The 17,769-nt window shown below is 75.8% G+C and carries 8 protein-coding genes; 5 read left to right on the forward strand and 3 right to left on the reverse strand.

Features of this window, described 5'->3' with window-relative positions:
- Positions 1–324: 324 nt before the first annotated feature.
- Positions 325–654, forward strand: coding sequence for a hypothetical protein (locus tag WMF43_RS48015; RefSeq protein WP_437675602.1), 330 nt, complete (start codon positions 325–327; stop codon positions 652–654).
- 125 nt (positions 655–779) lie between these two features.
- On the opposite strand, the gene WMF43_RS48020 is transcribed toward WMF43_RS48015, so the two are convergent.
- From WMF43_RS48020 to WMF43_RS48030, 3 genes are all read right to left on the reverse strand, one after another.
- A complete protein-coding gene (locus tag WMF43_RS48020; RefSeq protein ID WP_234023175.1) occupies positions 780–1,193 on the reverse strand; it encodes a hypothetical protein in 414 nt (137 codons plus the stop codon).
- A 291-nt stretch (positions 1,194–1,484) separates the two neighbouring features.
- Positions 1,485–1,808 (reverse strand): YtxH domain-containing protein, encoded by a 324-nt coding sequence (locus tag WMF43_RS48025; protein ID WP_437675603.1) that lies wholly within the window; start codon positions 1,806–1,808, stop codon positions 1,485–1,487.
- Between the two features lie 187 nt (positions 1,809–1,995).
- Positions 1,996–3,099: a hypothetical protein gene (locus WMF43_RS48030; protein ID WP_437675604.1), complete on the reverse strand. Its 1,104-nt coding sequence runs from the start codon at positions 3,097–3,099 to the stop codon at positions 1,996–1,998.
- Positions 3,100–3,491: 392 nt separating this feature from the next.
- On the opposite strand from WMF43_RS48030, the gene WMF43_RS48035 reads away from it, so the two are divergent.
- From WMF43_RS48035 to WMF43_RS48050, 4 genes are all read left to right on the forward strand, one after another.
- Complete coding sequence (locus WMF43_RS48035; protein WP_437675605.1) at positions 3,492–5,636, forward strand: zinc-ribbon domain-containing protein; 2,145 nt, start codon at positions 3,492–3,494, stop codon at positions 5,634–5,636.
- On the forward strand, positions 5,629–7,488 hold the full coding sequence (locus tag WMF43_RS48040) for a S49 family peptidase (protein WP_437675606.1): 1,860 nt from the start codon (positions 5,629–5,631) through the stop codon (positions 7,486–7,488). The genes WMF43_RS48035 and WMF43_RS48040 overlap by 8 nt, the downstream gene beginning before the upstream one ends.
- A gap of 161 nt (positions 7,489–7,649) precedes the next feature.
- Positions 7,650–15,518: a hypothetical protein gene (locus WMF43_RS48045; protein ID WP_437675607.1), complete on the forward strand. Its 7,869-nt coding sequence runs from the start codon at positions 7,650–7,652 to the stop codon at positions 15,516–15,518.
- Positions 15,519–16,013: 495 nt separating this feature from the next.
- On the forward strand, positions 16,014–17,765 hold the full coding sequence (locus WMF43_RS48050) for a carboxypeptidase-like regulatory domain-containing protein (protein WP_437675608.1): 1,752 nt from the start codon (positions 16,014–16,016) through the stop codon (positions 17,763–17,765).
- Positions 17,766–17,769 lie beyond the last annotated feature (4 nt).

Genomic DNA, 17,769 nt, shown 5'->3' on the forward strand with positions numbered 1-17,769 from the left:
CGGTGCGAGGGGCGCGCGCCGGTTCTCCACGATCTCCGCGATGGGGGGCTTTGCCCGCGGGCGGCGGGGGCTGGAGCGTGCAGCGGGTGCACGGGTTTCGGGTGGTTTGGGCATTGCTGGAGAGGGGCTCACGATGGTCGTCAATGGAAGCATCGATCAAGAGGCCGGACGCCGAGAGCGACAGCTGAACGTCTCCGCCGTCCTCAGCGAGGTTCGCCGCGCGGACGAGAGGCTCGTGTCGCTCGTGCAAGAGCGGCCCATCGCCACGCTGTGCGCTGTGGCCGCGGTGGGATACCTGATCGGACGGGTCGTCACACGGCTGGGGTGAAGGAGGTCATCACGATGGAAGGCGAGGTCGAGGCGACACAGGACGGCGGCACGGGCGCGAAGGGGAACGACGCGCTCGGGCGGCTCGACGCGACGGAGATCACCCGAGCGGTCGCGGCGTTCTCGAGGGAGAACCCGCACGTCGCGATCGCGGCAGCGGCAGGGCTCGGGTTCCTGCTCGGCGGAGGGCTCACGCCGCGGGTGCTCAGCAAGCTCGGAGCCCTCGCGACCCGGAGCTACGTGAAAGGCACCCTCGTCCAGGCAGTCCAAGCCCTCCTCCACGAGCTGCCGCAAACCGAAGAGGGTCAGCTCGGATCGACGCCCTGAGCTCGCCCCGAGCTCAGAAAGCCGCTCGAACGACGGCGGCGCAGGCGGCGCCGCCAACGCTGACGACGGCGGCGCCACCTGCGCCGCCGCTCATCACCAGGTCGCCTTGCTCCCGCTCATGCCGCTCACGCCCTGCGGCTGTACGTCTTGCGGATCCGGCGACCGCCGCTCTCGCTCAGCACCTCTTCGACGCTGCGGGAGACGTCGGGCAAGCACCGGACGGAGAGCAGCGCGCCGCCCCCGATGCTGCCGGCCTCGTCGAGGCAGCGCGCCTCGTACTCGGGCAGGCGCGCGCCGAGCACGGCGCCGAGCAGGGTGCCGGCCGCGCCAGCGGCGCCCGCGCCCGCGAGGCACGCGACGAGAGGCCCCGCCAGGAACGCGTCGAGCCTGGGGATGATCAGCGCGCCGCCCGCCGTGATCGCGGCGAGCGCTCCACCGAGCAGACCCCCGATCACGGCGCCCAAGGCAGCCCCCTCGGAGGCCTTGCTGTGGATCGTGAGCTCGATGTCGTCCAGACGGGAAAGCTGCCTCGGCACCATGCTGATATCCTCGGCAGCGACGCCCAGGGCGAGGAGGCGGCCAAAGGCGCCAGCGGCTTCCGTGCGACCCGGGAAGAATGCGGTGAGCGTCCGGTAATGCATGATCTGAAGGGGCTTCGGTGGCGCGCTTCGCGAGGTGACTCGCTCAATCCATCCGCTCTCGGAAAAGCATCGCTTGTGCCGCTCCGGCTGCGCAGATGTCGCTCGGAGGCCGGAAAGCGGCCGGGAAATGATGGAAGGCGCCGCACCGCGCCGGGACGGTGCGGCGCCTCGCGCCCGCCTCGCTGCCGCTCAGCGGGCGGCGAGATCGTTCGCGAACGAGCGATCCTCCGCGGTCGTCCCGGTGCTCTCCTGGATCTGCTCCTGGGCCCGCTGCGCGGCGCTGAGGGCGCGGTCCTTGACCCTGTCCGCGCGCTCGCGCAGCCGGCTCGCGTTGTCGCGGAGCCGGCGGCGGGCCTCCTCGCCCGACGTCGGCGCGACGAGGACGCCGACCCCGACCCCGACGGCGACGCCCAGGCCGATGCCGACCGAGACGGGCAGGATCCAGTCGAGAGCGCTCTTTCTCCTGTAAGGGATGACGTCGGCCAGATAGTTGACGAGATCGCTTGCGTGCATGGTGGCTCCGTCGGTTCACCTCGCGCGGGGTACACGCGCATCGCGCACCCCTCGGCGTGAATTCACGTGGATGAATAGGGACCGGCGGGACGTGAGGCAGCGCGCATGCCAAGGGCGGATTGCGCACGGAGGGGGCAGGGCCGGGAAGCCCTGCCGGCGCGGGCGAACGCGGTGAAATTACGCGGCGTTACCGGCAGAAGCCGTCGATGCAGACCCTGCCTTCATCGCAGGGCGCCTCGGGATCGCACTCGCCCCCGAGGTTCTCGCTCGACCCGCACACCTCGTGCACGCCGGACGACGTGGCGACCGTCCTGCACTCGCTGAGCGAGGGCGACTGGCTCTCGCACGCGTTCGCGTTCGGCTGGCCGCACGAGATGTAGCAGCTGTGGTGGAGGCAGATCGAGCCCGGCGCGCAGACGTCCTGCTCCCCGTCCGCGCCGCACACGAAGCGGCTCGACTGGTCCGAGACGCAGCCGTTCTCGACCCAGACGTCGCCCTCGGGGCAGGTGGGGCCGTCGCTCCTCGGGACGCAGGCGCCGTCGACGCAGACAGCAGAGGGGCCGCCGCAGTCGTCGGTGATCACGCAGGGCTGAGCAGGCTGGGAGCAGACGCCGAGCGCGGCGTCGCAACGGTAGCTGCTCGGGCAATCGGCGTCCCCGCTGCAGGCGGGCGTGCATTTGCCCTCGACGCACTTGTCGTCGCCCGGACACTGGGTCTGGTCGAAGCACTGGTCCTGCGGCGCGGTGCAGATGCCGCTCACGCAGAGGTAGCCGGGGCCGAGCCCGGCGCAGTCGGCGTCGGCGCCGCAGGCGGCCGGGTTCTCCGGCACGCAGGTCGCGTCGTCGCCCTCGCCCTCGCAGACGTAGCCGTAGATGCAGCCGGTGGGCTCCCCGCCCGCGAGGACCTCGGCGCAGCCGCCGGGCCGGCAGGTGCCGTCGGGCGCGCAGGTCTCGCCGTCGGCGCAGTCGTCCGGGTTGCCGCAGTACACGGCGTCGCTGCCGCCTGCCCCGGAAGAGCCGCTCTCGACGCAGGACGCCGTGAGATCGTCGCGGATGGTGCACTCGAAGCCGTCGCTACAGCCCCAGGTGGTGCAGTCGCCGACGTGGCACGCGTTGTCCTCGCCGCAGGTCTCGTTGATCCCGCAGTCGGTCGGCGCCTCACAGCCGCTCGGGATGTCGGCTCCACAGTCCTCCGACTCACAGAAGTGGCTGTCGTTGTCACCGTAGATCGGACAACCCGCGAGAAGGGGCGCCAGCACGCTCGCGAGGCCCAGCAGGGAAAGTCGCTTCATGAACCGTCTCCCGAAAGCATTCGGCCGCGCGGCGTCGAGGGGCGGCGCCCCCGCGCGTCGCGGTCGCGACGGGACGAGCGTAGCAAGCGACATGCCCCACACAAGCCCAGCAGGGCTTCGCGCATTTCACCCGCGGAGGCGCGCGCCGTGAAGCTGCGTTCACGTAGCCGTGTGGCCTTCGCGCTGCGGCGAGCCTGAAAACGAGCGCCGGCGCGCGACGAGCCGCGTCGCGGAGGCCGCTCGACGGCGCCCTGGCGCTGCGGCGACCTGGAGGGACCCGAACAAGGCAGCGACGCTGACGCCCTGGGGCGCGCCGGGGGGAACCCGTGCTACCGTTCCGCCGAAATCCGGGCGGCCACCTCCGATCGAGGAACCCCGGCAGGCTCGCGCCTGTGGGCCAGCCGTTCGCGAGGACACGGGGACCGGTCGAGCAGATGGATGTCACCTGCGAGCGTTGCAGCACCGAATACGAGTTCGACGACGCGCTCGTGTCGGAGCGCGGCACGACGGTCAAGTGCACGAACTGCGGCTTTCAGTTCAAGGTGCGCCGCGCCGACGGCGCGCTCCCCGAGCGGTGGATCGTGCGCACCCTCACCGGCAGGGAGCTCGAGTTCAGGATGCTCCGCGAGCTCCAGGCGGCGATCGCGCAGGGCAAGATCACCCGCGACGACGTGATCTCGCGCGGCAACTCCCGGCCGCGTCGGCTCGGGTCGATCGCGGAGCTGGAGCCGTTCTTCAAGGGGCCGGGCGGCGTGGTCATCTCCGGGACCGCGCTCGGCATCGGCGGGCCGGCGCCCCTCGGCGCCCGCTCGAGGTCGCTGACGCCCCAGGGGCTCGGCGGCCCAGCGCCGGCGCAGACCGACGTCTCCGTCGCGATCCCGCTCCCGCGCGCGGAGCCCAGCCCGGAAGGCGGTCCCGAGTCGGTCCACGACGCGGAGACGGTCGTGAGGGACGTGCGCGAGGTCCCGTCGCACGGGGAGCGGCCGCCGCAGCGCCGCGCGACGTTGCCCGTGGGCATCCTCGAGACCGAGCCCGCCGCGTCCGCGCGGTCGGCGCTCAGGCCGGGCGGGCCCCCCGGGGTCGTCGTGCCGCCCGAGGACGCGCCGCCGCTGCCCGACGGGCACCCCGCGCGCCGGCCCGAGCCCCGGACGCTCCGCGGCGCAGGCGTCGCGGAGGTGCGCCACGCGAACACGAGGCCCGCGGCCGGAGACGCCGGCGGCGAGGCCCAGGGGCGGGCCGGCGGGGTCGCGCCGCTGCGGATCCCGAACAGCGTGCCGCCGCCGCACGTCGAGGCCGCGGAGGGGGCGGCTCCCGAAGGCCACGAGGGAGACGACGGCGCCCGGGCGCGGCGCGGCGCGGCGCCGCAGCGCGCGCCCGGCGGGGAGCGCGCGCCGCGGCGGCCCGGGGCGACCGCGTCGGCGGAGCCGGAGGGGCGCGCCTTCTATGCCGACGACGGGGACGGGGACACCCGGATCACCTCGCTGCCGACGCGGAGGACCGGCGTCGCCCGGTGGGTCGTCGGGCTGATCGTCGTGGGGCTGCTCGTGGTGAGCGCGGCGACGCTCGGTCCGAAGTACTTCAAGTCGACGCAGGCTGCGCGGCCGCAGACGAGCGACGATCGCGTCCCGGTCCTGCTCGGAGAGGGCGAGCGGAGCCTGGCGGAGGGGGACCTCGAGACGGCGAGGGACAAGCTCGTGAAGGCGAGCGCGCTCGCCGAGGACGACCCGCGCGTCGCCGCCGCGCTCGTCCGGCTCGAGACGGTCAACGCGGAGATGCGCTGGCTGCGGCTCCAGCTGCTCGCCGCGGACGATCCGGACGTGGACGTGATGCGGCACGAGCTCGGGGCGGCGATCGAGCGGGCCCGCAAGGCGGTCGAGCACGCGCGCCGCGTCGCGCCCGCGGACGCGGGCGTGAGCCGCGCGGCGATCGACCTGCTCCGCATGCAGGGGGACCTCGCCGCCGCGCGGCGGCTCGTGGGCTCGATCTCGGCCGACAGCGCGCAGCCGGAGAACACGCTGACGCTGGCCGCGCTCGATCTCGCGGAGGCGCAGCCGAGCTGGGCCGCGGTCATCGAGGGGCTCCGGACGGCGGCGAGCAGCGAGCAGGGCCCCGGGCGCGCGCGGATGTTGCTCGTCTACGCGCTCGCGCGGTCCGGCGATCTCGCGGCCGCGCGGGACGAGAACGAGCGCCTGCTCGCCATGGGCCGGCCGCACCCGCTCGCGCGCGCGCTCCGGGCCTTCCTCGACCGGCTGGAGAAGGCGCAGAGCAAGCCTGACGGCGGCGCCGCGCCGGCGCCGAGCGCGCGCCCCGGGAGCCCTGCGCCGGCCGCTCCGGATCCCGTCCAGCCGCCCGCGCCGGCGCGCCCTCGCCGCGGACCCGAGCCGGACGAAGGCCGGGTCCCGGATGACTACGTGGCCCCGGGCGGTACCATCGACACGAGCGATCTCCCCGGCGTGCACACGCCTCCGGCCGCGCAGCCGAGCCCGACGCCGCCGGAGATCGACACCTCCGATCTGCCGGGGATCAAGCATGAGTGAGCGCCTACATCGACGAAGAGGGTGGGCCCGCGTCGGCGCGCTCGCGGCGGCCGCGTCGCTCGCCGGCTGCGCCGGGAGAGAGCCGGCCGGGGGGGCGCCGGCGCCGCCCTCGAGGAGCCTCGACGAGCCGGCGGTCGTCGAGATCGACCTCTCGCGCGGGCTGCCGGAGAGCGCGACGGCGTCGATCTTCGGCCCGCCGAGCGGCCGGACGCACATGCAGCTCGTGCGGTCGCTGCGGTCGCTCTCCGCGTCCGAGGGCGCGAAGGGGTTCCTCGTGCGGCTCGGGACCACGCGCCTCGCGTTCGCGCGCGCTCACGAGCTCGGCCGGATCTTCGGCGACGTCCGCAAGGCGGGGCGGCCGGTCGTGTGCCACGCGGACGAGTACAACAACGCGACGATGCTGCTGGCCGCCGCCGGCTGCAGCAAGCTCTGGCTCAGCCAGGCCGGGCAGGTCGACACCGTGGGGATCGCGGCGCAGCTGGTGTTCGCGAAGGGGCTCCTCGACAAGCTCAACGTCGACGTCGACTTCCTGCAGGTGGGCAAGTTCAAGGGCGCGAGCGAGCCGTTCACGCGCGAAGGGTCGAGCCCCGAGGCGCGGCGGTCGCTCGAGGGCGCGCTGGGCGGGCTCCGCGAGGCGTGGATCTCCGCCATCGTGGAGGGGCGCGGCAGGCCGGAGCTCCGCGAGGCCGTGGAGGACGGCCCGTTCGCGCCGGAGGAGGCGAAGGCGAGGGGGCTCGTCGACGAGCTCGGCGACCTCGAGGACGCGATCGAGGACGCGAAGAAGCTCGCGGGCGCCGAGCGCTCCGTCCCGCGGTTCGGCGGCGTCGAGCGCGACGCGAGCCTCTCGCGGAGCCTCGTCGACGTGTTCCGCTCCCTCTCCGGGGCGAGCGCGCTCGGCGCGCCGCACGTGACGGTGGTCCCGGCGATCGGCGGCATCACCATGTCCGCCAGCGGGATGCCGCTCGGCTCGTCGGACGGGATCGGCGAGCGCGAGCTCGGGCGCGTGCTCACGCGCCTCACCAAGGATGAGAGCACGAAGGCGGTCGTGCTCCGGATCGACTCGCCCGGCGGATCCGCGCTGGCCTCGGATCTGCTCTGGCAGAAGCTGATGCGGCTGCGGAAGGAGAAGCCGCTGGTGGTCTCGATCGGCGGGATGGCGGCGAGCGGCGGCTACTACCTCGCCTGCGCGGGCTCCAAGATCCTCGCCGAGCCGACGAGCATCATCGGCTCCATCGGCGTGGTGGGCGGCAAGTTCGCCGTCGGGAAGGCGCTCTCGGACGTCGGGATCAACGCAGAGACCGTCGCGGCCAACCCGGATCCGGGGCGGGCCGCGCGCGCCGCGTACATGTCGGCGCTCACGCCGTGGGACGAGCCCACCCGCGCCCGCGTGCTCGCCTCCATGGAATCGATCTACGGCCTGTTCCTGAAGCGCATCGCGGAGGGTCGGGGCCTGCCCGAGGAGGCGATCGCGCCGTCGGCCGAGGGGCGCATCTTCGGCGGGGTCGAGGCCAAGGAGCGCTCGCTGGTCGATGAGCTCGGCGGCCTGGAGCGGGCGATCGAGCTCGCGCGCGAGCTGGCGAAGCTGCCCGCCGACGCGCCGGTCGAGCTCGAGCAGGACGACGGCGGCCTGCTCGAGCTCCTCGGCGCGGGCGAGGACACCGGCGAGGCCGGCGCGCGGGCCCCGGACCGCGCGGACCTCAAGGAGCGCGCGCGGAGCGCGATGGCGGGAGCCCTCCTGCCCGAGTGGATCAGCGTCGCGCCGGAGGTCGGGACCTTCGCTGCGTCCATGGCGCCTCTCCTGGCCGGAGAGCGGGCGCTGGCGGCGTTGCCGTTCGCGGTGACGCTCCGGTAAAACGCGCGATTTCACCGGAAGATTGGCCTTGTACCTCGGCCGTTCTGGTAGGCTGAGCCGTACCAGCCTACCCGAAGCGGGTCTCCGACATGAGCACTTCACCTCCGGATCGGGCAGCATCAGCGTCGGGCGCACGGAGGACGCTGCCATCCCCGGAGCTGATGGAGCCGGCAGGGCCCGCCTCTGCGGGGCAGCTGATCCTCGGAGGAGGCCGGGCCGTCGCGCCGGTGTCGCGCCACCGCGGCCCCCGCGCCGAGCAGGCCTACTGGCGCGCGCGGGTAGAAGAGCGCCGCGCCGCCGCCGACGCGCAAGGAGAGCGCGAGGCGGCGCTCGCGCTCTCGAGGACCCTCGCCGCGCGGGGCGTCGAGCTCGACCGGGCCGCGACGCTGGCCCGCCGCGCCCTCGCGCTGGGGGACGACCCGGCGATGAGGAGCGAGCTGGCCGGCTGGCTCGCGGGGCTGGGCGAGCCCTCCCTGGCGGCGGCGGCGCTGCGCGGCCTCCGCGACGACGCGCAGCCGCCGGGCGCGATGGCGCGGCTCCTCGTGAAGATCGCGGTGCTGCTCGCGCGCGCGAGCGACGTCGCGGGCGCGGTGGACGCCCTCGAGGAGGCGAGCGAGCTCGCCCCGGAGGACGCCATGGCCAGCGAGCTGCTCGGCACGATCGCCGCCTGGGCGTCCGACGAGGTGTTCCCCGAGGTGGCGGCGAAGGCGTACCTCGAGGCGGCCCGGCGGCGCGAGGCCGCGCGGGAGCGGGAGGCGGCGTTCGAGGACCGCCTGCGCGCCTTCGAGATCGCGCCCCACGACGGCGTGGCCGCCAGCGCCATGGTCGAGGCGCTGTCCGCGCGCGGCAGGCTCGGCGCCGCCGATGAGGTGCTCCGGACGCACGCCGAGGCGCTCGCGGCGCGCGCGGCGCGCGCGGCGGGATCGACGGACGCCGCGGGCGAGGGCGCCGCGCGCCCGTCGCCGCGGAGCGCGGCGGAGGTCCACGGAGGGCGGCTAGAGGCCGCGGTGAAGGAGGGCGACTGGGCGCGCGCGGTCGGGTGCGTGCTCGACGCGGGGCTCGACGCGGACGTCGACGGCGAGGCCGCCGGCGCGGTCGACGAGGTGCTCGAGCACGCCGGGCTCTACGAGCTCGTGGCGGCGCGGCTCGAGCTCAGGGCGGAGCGGCGCACGGGGGCGCCGAGGGCCGAGGCGTACGCGGCGCTGGCGCGGCTCTACGCGGGCCCGCTCGCGAGCTCCGATCGCGCCGTGGAGGCCTGGATCGAGGCCGCGGCGAGCGACGCCGGCAACGAGGCGGCGCACGCCGCGCTGCGGGAGCACGCGGCGACCCTGCGCGACATGGCGCCGCTCGTCGAGGCGCTCATCCGCATCGGCGAGGGCGCGGACGCGAGGGCCAGGGAGAGCGCGGCGGAGCGGATCGCGGCGCTCTGGGAGCTCGCCAGCGTCGCCGAGGAGAAGATCGGTGATCCCGGCCTCGCGCGGTGGGCGCTCGAGACCGTGAGGGACCTCGGCGGCGACCGGGCGCGCGCGGACGCAGGGCTCCAGCGGATCGCCGCGCGGCTCCACGCGCAGGACGAGGCGCTCGCCGCGGCGCAGCGGGCGCTCCGCGGCGCGGACGCGGCCGAGGGGCGGGTCGACGCGCTCCGCCGGCTGGTCGTGATCTACCGGGGCCGCCCGAAGGAGCGCGCCGCCTACGAGGAGGCGCTCGTGGGGCTCTCGCTGGCGCTGCCGGGCGATCGGGGCTGCCTGCTGGCGCTCGATCGGCTGAGCCGCCGGAACGGCGGCGGCGCCGCGCTCGACGCCCTGCTGCGCGCCCGGCTCGCCGAGGCGACGCGGCCGGCCCCGGAGGGCGAGGGCGCGCGCTCCACGAGGACCGAGGCGATCCGCGCGTCCTGGATGACGCGGGTCGATCTCGTGCGCGCCCGCCTCCTCCTCTCGGCGATCGATCGGCGGCAGGGCCAGGACGAGCGCGCCCTCGACGACGTGCTGCCGCTCCTCGCCGAGGCGCCGGGGCACCGCGGCGCCGCCAGCGCCGCGCTCGTGCTGGCCACGCGGACGGGGCGCCTGCGGGAGCGCGCGGACGCGGTGGTGCAGCTGGCCGGGCCGGTCTGGCCGGCGCTGCGCGCCGTGCTGCTCTCGGTCGCCGCGGCGCTCTACGCGCGGGCCTCTGCCGCGCCGGCGGCGCGCGAGGCGGCGCTGCTCGCCTGCGAGGCGGACCCGTCGAGCACGCGCGCCGCGGCGACGCTCGCCGCGATCCTCACGGCAGAGCTCGCCGCGGCGCCGGCGGACGGCGGCGAGGCGCCTCCGGTCGAGGTCGACCGCGCCGTGGCCGCCGCGATCGAGCGCTCCATCACCACGGTCTTCCCGCGCGGCGCGCTCTGCGACGGCCTCGCGCGGGCGCTGGAGGCGCTCGGCGAGATGCCGCTCGCGCTCGCGTGGACCCAGCGCTGGCTCGCGCTGCGCCCCGGGTGCCCGCAGGCGACGGCGGAGCTCATCCGCCGCGCCGCGGTCGCCGGCGACGCGGCCAGGCTCTCGGACGCGCTCGCGTGGATCCTCGCGCAGCCGAAGCCGCTCGGCGAGATGGCGGGCGCGCTGGCGAGCGCGCTGCACGCCCTCTACGACCTCGACCCCGCCCGCGGCACGGCGCTCGCCAGGCGCTCGCTCGACGTCTTCGGCCCGCAGAACCCGCTCCTGCGCGAGCGGCTCCTCGAGCTCGCGCGCCGCGCCGGCGATCCCCAGCTCGCGGTGACCGTGCTCGAGCGGTGGCTGGCGGCCGAGGTCTCCACGCCGCACGCCATCGAGCTCATGCTCATGCTCGCCGACTGCCGCCTCGACGGGGGCGACCCCGACGGGGCCGCGCTGGAGCTCGCGCGCGCCGCCGCCGTGGAGGCCGATCCCCAGGAGATCCTCGCGCGGATCCAGCGCCTCGAGGCGGCGCTGCTCGACGCGAAGGGGCTCAGCTCCGACGGCGTCCTCGCGCTGGCCGAGGCCCGGGCCCGGGCGCTCGCCGCGCACGGCGGCGACGCGGCGGAGCAGGCCGCGGCCGCGTGGCGCGAGCTCGGCAGCCTGCTCTGGGACCTCGCGGAGGATCACCGCGCCGCCGAGGAGGCGTTCTTCCGGGCGAGCGAGCTGTCGCCGAGCGACGGGACCAAGGGTTATGCGCGGGACATGTGCGAGTTCGCCGGCGTCGAGGCGGCGATCGACGCGCTCGTCGCCCGCGCCGAGAAGGCGCGGGGCGACGACGCGCCGGCCGCGGCGGAGCCCGGCGGATGGGCGGGCGACGTCGGGCACGATCGTCGCCGCCGCGCCAACCTGCTCATCGAGGCCGCCAACCTGGCGCACGAGCACGGCCTGCCCGAGCGGGCGCTCGCCGCGGCGGCGAGCGCGATCGAGCTCGATCCCCAGCGCGCCGACGCCGTCGCGCTCGTCGAGAAATCCGCGGACGCGGACGGCGGCGTCGACGTGCTCGACAAGACTTACCGGCTGCTCGCCGGCGCCGCCCTGGGCTGCTACGGGCGCCGCGCCGCCCACTACCGCGCGGCGCGCCAGCTGGAGCGCCGCGGCGCCTACGAGCTCGCGCTCGCGCACGCCATCGCCAGCTTCGAGGCGGTGCCCACCGAGGGCACCTCGTACGTGCTGCTCGCGCGGCTCGCCGAGCACGTCGGCGAGCCGTCGGAGGCCGTGCGCGCCCTCGAGCGGGTGGCGGCGACCGCCGAGCCGGCGTCGCGCACCGCGTGGCTGAAGCGCGCCGCGGCGCTCGCCGGCCGCACGGAGGAGGGCCTGCGGCTGCGGCTCGACATCCTGATCCGCGCGATGGTCGTGCGGCCGGATCCGGCGATCGTCGAGGACGTCGGCGCGGCCATCCGCGACCTCATCGCGTGCACCGGGCAGCCGGAGGTCGAGGCCATCCGCTTCGATCGCGCGGTCAAGGCCAGCCTGACGAAGCTCGACGGCCCGGACGGCGCCCGCGCGGGGCTCGTGATGGCGCGCATCGCGGTCGAGGTCCTCGACGCGCCGGCGCTCGCGCTCGCCGCGATCGAGCGCGCGATGCTCGCCGACGGCGACGTGGACGAGTTCCAGACGCTCGTGGATCTCGCCGGCGCGCTCGCGCGCGAGACGGAGCCGGCGTCGCACCTCGTGGCGGCGGTGTACGCCGCCTCCATGCGGCCGCACTCGAGCGTCGGCCCTGGCCTGCTCCGGTGGGGCAGCAAGCTCGCGGAGGCCCTGAACGTCCCGCCGGTCGCGGCGGCGCTGCTGGTGGAGGCGGCCCGCCGCGCGCCCGAGGACGACGCGCTCGCGTACGAGGCGGAGGCCGCCGTCGAGGCCACCGGCGACGAGGCGCTGAAGCGCACGCTGGACGACGCCTTGCCGGTCGCGCGGCGCCTGGAGGCGCTGCTGCACCTCGCCGACAAGCGCGAGCGCGAGGGCGAGATCGGGGAGGCCACGCTCGCCCTGGAGCGGGCGCTCGCCGGCGGCCAGCTCCACGGCGAGGCGCGCACCGAGGTCGTCACCCGGCTCCGGCGGCTGTACGCGGCGGCCGAGCGCGCCGGCGACCTCGAGGCGCTGCTCCAGGCCGAGCTCGCGCGCGCGGATCTGCCCGACGCCGGCCGGCTCGAGATGACGCGCGAGCTCGCCGGCGTCCTCGCCGACCGCGGGGACCTCCCGGGCGCGATCGAGCTCCTCGTGGAGGTCGCGCAGAGGACCCCGTTCGACAAGGCGCACCTCGACGAGCTCATCCGCCTCGCGCGGCGCACCGACGATCGCGCGGGGCTCTTCGACGTGCTCACGCGGCTCCAGGGCGCTCCCCTCGGCGACGAGATGCGGCTGCTCGTGCTGCGCGAGCTCGCGCCGCTCGCGCAGGAGCTCGGCGATCGCGGCGCCGCGGTGGCGCTCTACGAGGCGATCGCCCGGCTCGACCCGGGCGACATGCACGCCCTCGAGATCGTCGAGCAAGACGCGAGCGACCGCGGCGATCACGCCGCCGTCGCCGCCCTGCTCGCGCGCCGCATCGAGGCGGCGCCGCTGCCGGACACGCGGCGAGCGCTGCGGCTCCGGCGCGCCGCGCTGCTCGAGCAGCGCCTCGGCCTGCTCGACGAGGCGTGCGCCGAGCTCGAGGCCCTGCTCGCCGTCGCGCCGGACGACGTGAGCGCGCTCCGGTTCCTCGCCGACATCCACGAGCGCCTCGGGACGCCGCTCCGCGCCGCGCCGCTCTGGTGCCGGCTGGGCGATCTCGCGACGACCACCGACGAGCGGGCCGAGTACAGCCTCCGCGCCTGCAGCAGCTACCTCGGCGGCGGGGACGTCCAGTCCGCGAAGGACACCCTGGAGAGCGTCGCCCGCTTCGCGCCGCGCGAGGCGGTCATCGAGCTCCGCGTCGAGATCGCCCGCCGGGAGGGGGACGGCCACGCGCTCGCCGCGGCGCTCGATCAGCTCGCCAGCGCGTCCCGCGACGCCCCCGAGCGGCGCGCGCAGCTGCTCGTCGAGGCGGCGCGCGCCACCTCGTCGCTCGGCGACGACGGCACCGCGCTCGAGCGCGCCCGCCGGGCCGTGAAGCTGGCCCCCGACTCGCCGGACGCCGTCCTCGAGGCCCGCCGCATCGAGTACCGCCTGCGCGGCACCGGGACGCCGCGCGACGCGCAGGCCGCGGTGGAGGAGCTCGGCCGCATCGCGCCGCGCCTGCGCCCGGCGCACGTCGACCTGCACGCCTTCCTGCTCGCCGAGACGCTCGACGTCATCCAGGGTCACGGCGCGGGCATGCGCGAGCTGACCCGGCGCCACGCCGAGGTCGGCCCGAGCACGCTGGTCGCGCTCGGCATGGCGGAGCGCCTGGCCCTGAAGCGGAACTTCTCGGCCGCTCTTCCGCTCTTCGAGCGCGCCCTCGGCGGCGACCTCCAGGGCATGCGCGCCCGCGGCCGCGTCGCGCTCGCCGCCGCCGAGACGGCCCAGAACGCCGGCGACCTCGAGGCGGCCGCGCGCTTGCTCGAGGAGGCCGCGGCCGAGCCCGAGACGCGCGCGCTGGCGCTGCGGCGCCAGCTGGAGCTCACGGCCGCCCGCGGCGAGCCCGCGGCGGCCCGGCGGGCGCTCGACGAGCTCATCGCCCAGAGCTCGGGGATCGACCGCGCGCGCGCCCTGATGCAGCTCGCGCGGCTGCTCTCCGCGAGCGAGCCGGATCGCGCTGCGCAGATCCTCTCGCAGGCCGCGGTGCTCGCGGGCTCCGATCGCTCGCTCGGCCTGAAGATCGCCGAGCTCAACGCCGAGCTGGCGAGCGAGCGGGCCACCTTGCCGCCCGAGGAGGTCATGCCTCGCCCGCCGCTCCCGAGCCTGAGCGCCGGACCTGCCGACGGGGCGTCGGAGCCGCCGCCCAGCGCTGCGCCGGCGAGCAGCCGCGGGCCCGCGAGCGGCGTCACGCCCGCGAGCGGCGGCGCGCCGGCGAGCGGCGTCACGCCCGCGAGCGGCAGCGCGCCGGCGAGCAGCCGCGCGCCGGCGAGCGGCCGCGCCCCTGCGAGCGGCCGCGCGCCGGTCTCCAGCGGCGCGCACATCGATCTCGTCGAGCTCAACGACCCGCTCGACGAGTCGCTGAGCGCCGAGGCCGCACAAGGTGCCTCGCCCGAGCTGCCGGAGGAAGACCTGCTGGACCCGCCCGAGGCCGCGGCGGCCCCGCGGGCGCAGGCCGCCGCGGCCGCGCCGGGAGCGCCGGGCAGCGGCGCCTCGCGCGGCAGCGTGCCCTCCATCCGCAGCGCCGGCGCGCAGCGCGCGGCCCCCCCGATCTCCGCGCCGGCGTCGATCCAGCCGCCCTCCTCCGCGGCGCGGCTCCTGACCGCGTGGCCGCCGTCCGCGGCCGAGAGCTTCGAGGAGGCCGCGCTCTTCCGCGAGCTCGCCGCGGGCTCGTACGAGGCTGGCGAGCGGCTCATGCAGATCTTCGCGCCGCGCGACGACCGCGCGCGCGAGGCGCTGGCGGTCCGCCGGATGCAAGCCCACCTCCGGCTCGGCGACCGGGGCACCCTCGAGCGCCTCCAGGCCGCCGCGGTCGCCGACAAGAACATGACCTACGCCCGGGCGATCGAGCACGTGCTGCGCGCGTTCGAGGTCGACGGCGACGGCCCCCCCGACCGGCGCGGCGACGGCTTCGTCGTGCCGCCGCTCCTCGCGGCGCAGCGCGACGCGCCCGAGCTCGTGAGCGCCCTGCTCTTCCGCGACCTCGACTCCCCGGTCAACGAGGCCCTCGCGATCGTGTGGGAGACGGGCCTGTACCGCCGCGACGCGGGCCAGTCCGGCCTCGCCGGCGCCGACCGCGTCCAGCCGACCTCGCCCACCCTGCTCGGCGAGATCTACGGCGTCGTGGCCGGTCACCTGGGCCTGCTGCGCACCGCCCTGTTCCATCACCGCGCTCCGGCGCCCGCGCCCTCGTCGCCCGAGGGCCAGGTCGTCCGGGTCAGCCCGCCGGCCGTGGTCTTGCGCGGCGAGGTCCGCGAGGACACCCCCGAGCTGCGTTACCTGCTCGGCGCCCACCTCGCCGGGGCCATGCCCGAGCATGTCCTCGCGAACACCAGCACGGAGGACGAGCTCCGCACGCTGCTCGCCGCCATCGTCGCCGCGTTCGGCCCCCTGGAGGCCACCGCGCACAGCACCCGCGGCAACCCGGCCGTGGTGCGCCTCGAGCAGAACCTCTGGCAGCTCATCCCCCCGCGCGCCGAGCGCCGCCTCCGCGAGATCTGCGACAGCGCCGCCAAGATGACCTACGAGGGCGCGATCAAGACGACGCGCACGGCGATGCGCCGCGCCGGGCTCTTCGCCGCGGGCAACATCGCCACGGCGGTCCGCGCGACCATCAAGGAGCGCGACCTCGAGCTGCCCGCCCCGCTCTCCACGCCCGACGGGCTCGCCGCCGCCTGCGCGGCGCACCCGGAGATCGCGGATCTCGTGCGCCTCGCCACGCGCATGGAGTACGCCGAAGCGCGGTGGCAGCCCGGGACCGTGCCGTCGCTCCGGCGGATCGACACGGGCGGCTCGCGCTTCCGCGCCGGCACGTAGCTCGCGCTCCTGCGCCGGCACGTCGGCGGAGGCGCGGCCCCGGCGTCCGCGCGACGTGGTACGCTTCGGCCCACCGGGCGCGCTGTGGCCACGACCGACGTCGCGCCGCAGCCCCTCTTTCATCGAGGCCACCGTCGTGTGCACGCCCGAGCTTCACCCCGCTGCAGCGGCTGAGGTCTGTCCCCCTCGGCGCCTCTGTCTCAACGCGACATCCCTGTCACGGCGTCGCCGTGGGCCGCCCTCCGCCGCGCCGACAGACCGCCTGCCGCGCGCTGCCCGCGACCTCGGCGCGCGCGTGGCACGAACCTCGCCTTTCTTCGCCCTGATGTCTTCCTGTGCCTCTTCGTCTGCGGACCCGCTCGGGCACCGCGCGCTGCTCGCCTCTGCTCGGCCCCGGCCGGCCGCCAATGTTTCCGCGGAGCCGCCCCGCGCGATCGTCGCACGGCGATCGCAGCCGAGCCGCCTCGGCGGCGCGCGCTCGCCGCGGAGGGGGCCGTGAGCCGGCGATCGATCGCGCGCGTCGCGCTGCTCGGCTGCCTCCCCGCCTCGGCGGCGTGCAGCATCCCCCTCGAGAGCATGGAGGCCATGCCGACGAACGCCTGCGACAGCTCGGTCCAGTGTGGCTCGGGGGCGACCTGCGCCGAGGTGGGTGGGCAGCGCGCGTGTGTCTCGACCAGCGCCCAGCTCGACGGGCTCTTCCTGGAGATCCGGCCGGGCGCCGCGAACGCCGGCGTCGAGCCGTCCAATCTCCCCAAGTTCTCGACCCAGGAGATCGCCATCGCGCGTCGCGCGGACGCCGGGCAGGTGTACTTCGTCGACGTCAACGTCCCGCCGCCCGCGAGCGTGAGCGCCACGTGGGACGTCGGCGGCTCGTACTGCAGCATCGACGACGACGGCGGGATCTTCCCGCTCAAGGTCGAGTTCCGGCGCGTCTCGCCCTATGTCGGCCTGGAGGGGCAGAGCTACTGGACGACCTCGACGCCGAGCGGCTTCGGCAGCCAGCGCTTCGAGCTCGCGATCCCGAGCGGCGACTACCACGTCTACATGGTCCCGCAGGCGATCCCGGACTGTGACTACGACCTCCCCCCGCCGATCTTCCTGCCGAACCAGCACATCCCCGCGGTCTGGAAGCCCGACATCATGGCCGGATCGCCGCGCGTGCTGGCGGGCAACCTGGAGGTGCCGAGCGGCGTGGACGTGAGCGGGTGGAAGCTCGATCTGCTCGAGCCGCTCACCGGCAGCGTCATCTCCCAGGTCGGCGTCCTCGAGCAGGGCGAGTCGCAGCCCGACGTCCCCTTCAGCGTGAAGTTCTACCTGGCCGACCCGACGACCAGCCCGATCATCCGGCTGCGGCCGAAGGACGGCGAGGCGCGGCCCACGATGTACTGGCAGCTCGACACGATCGCGCTCGACGGGACCACGCAGGATCTGGCGCTCTCGCTCTTCGAGGTCGAGGCCGAGGCGCGCCGCGTGGAGGGGCGCGTGCTCGACATGGCAGGCAACCCGGTGTTCGCCACCGTCCGCATCCAGGGCGCGGTCATCGGGAAGGCCCAGAACGCCGCCTACAAGCTGGACACCGAGACGGACGAGACCGGCCTCTTCGTGGCTTCCCTCGCGCCCGGCGAGTACGTCGTTTACGCGCAGCCGAGCGGCGACGCGACGAAGGCCAAGGCGGAGCAGATCCTCAAGGTCCCCGCCGGCTCCGACTGCTACTGCGGTCAGACCATCCTCATCCCGGAGGCCGGCTCCCTGCGCGGCCGTGTTCGCGGGCCCACGGGCGAGCAGATGGCCGGCGCGGCCGTGTTCGCCGTCCCTTCGGTCAGCGCGGCCAAGAGCTACTTCGACCGGGTGCTGCAGCGCGACCCGTTGCTGCCGCGGCAGGCGTCCGGGGTCCTGCAGGACGGCGGCTTCTCCCTGAGCGTTGACCCCGGGGAGTTCGACTTCTCGATCCGGCCGCCTTCGGGCTCCGCCTACCCGTGGCTCGTGAGGCCGCGCCTCACGGTCCCCTCGACGGACGCCCCGATCGCCGAGCTCGATCTGACCATGCCCTACCCCGTCGTGCTGCAGGGCGTCGTCCGCGACAACGCGGGCGCCCCGCTCCGCGACGCGCTGGTCGTGGCCTGGCTCCCGGTCGAGAGCACGACCCCCCGGGGGGAGGAGGTCGCCGGCGTCCTCCAGATCGGGGAGGCGCGGTCGGGGCTCGACGGCTCCTACACCCTGCTGCTCCCCCCCTCGACGTCTCGGTGAAGTC

Source organism: Sorangium sp. So ce131, assembly GCF_051519095.1.
Classification (GTDB): domain Bacteria; phylum Myxococcota_A; class Polyangia; order Polyangiales; family Polyangiaceae; genus Sorangium.

What these genes read in the sequence shown, in the direction of transcription:
- WMF43_RS48045 (WP_437675607.1), top strand. Translation starts at nt 7,650, where the DNA reads ATGGAGCCGGCAGGGCCCGCCTCTGCGGGGCAGCTGATCCTCGGAGGA.
- WMF43_RS48020 (WP_234023175.1), bottom strand. Translation starts at nt 1,193, where the DNA reads ATGGTGCCGAGGCAGCTTTCCCGTCTGGACGACATCGAGCTCACGATC.
- WMF43_RS48025 (WP_437675603.1), bottom strand. Translation starts at nt 1,808, where the DNA reads ATGCACGCAAGCGATCTCGTCAACTATCTGGCCGACGTCATCCCTTAC.
- WMF43_RS48040 (WP_437675606.1), top strand. Translation starts at nt 5,629, where the DNA reads ATGAGTGAGCGCCTACATCGACGAAGAGGGTGGGCCCGCGTCGGCGCG.
- WMF43_RS48030 (WP_437675604.1), bottom strand. Translation starts at nt 3,099, where the DNA reads ATGAAGCGACTTTCCCTGCTGGGCCTCGCGAGCGTGCTGGCGCCCCTT.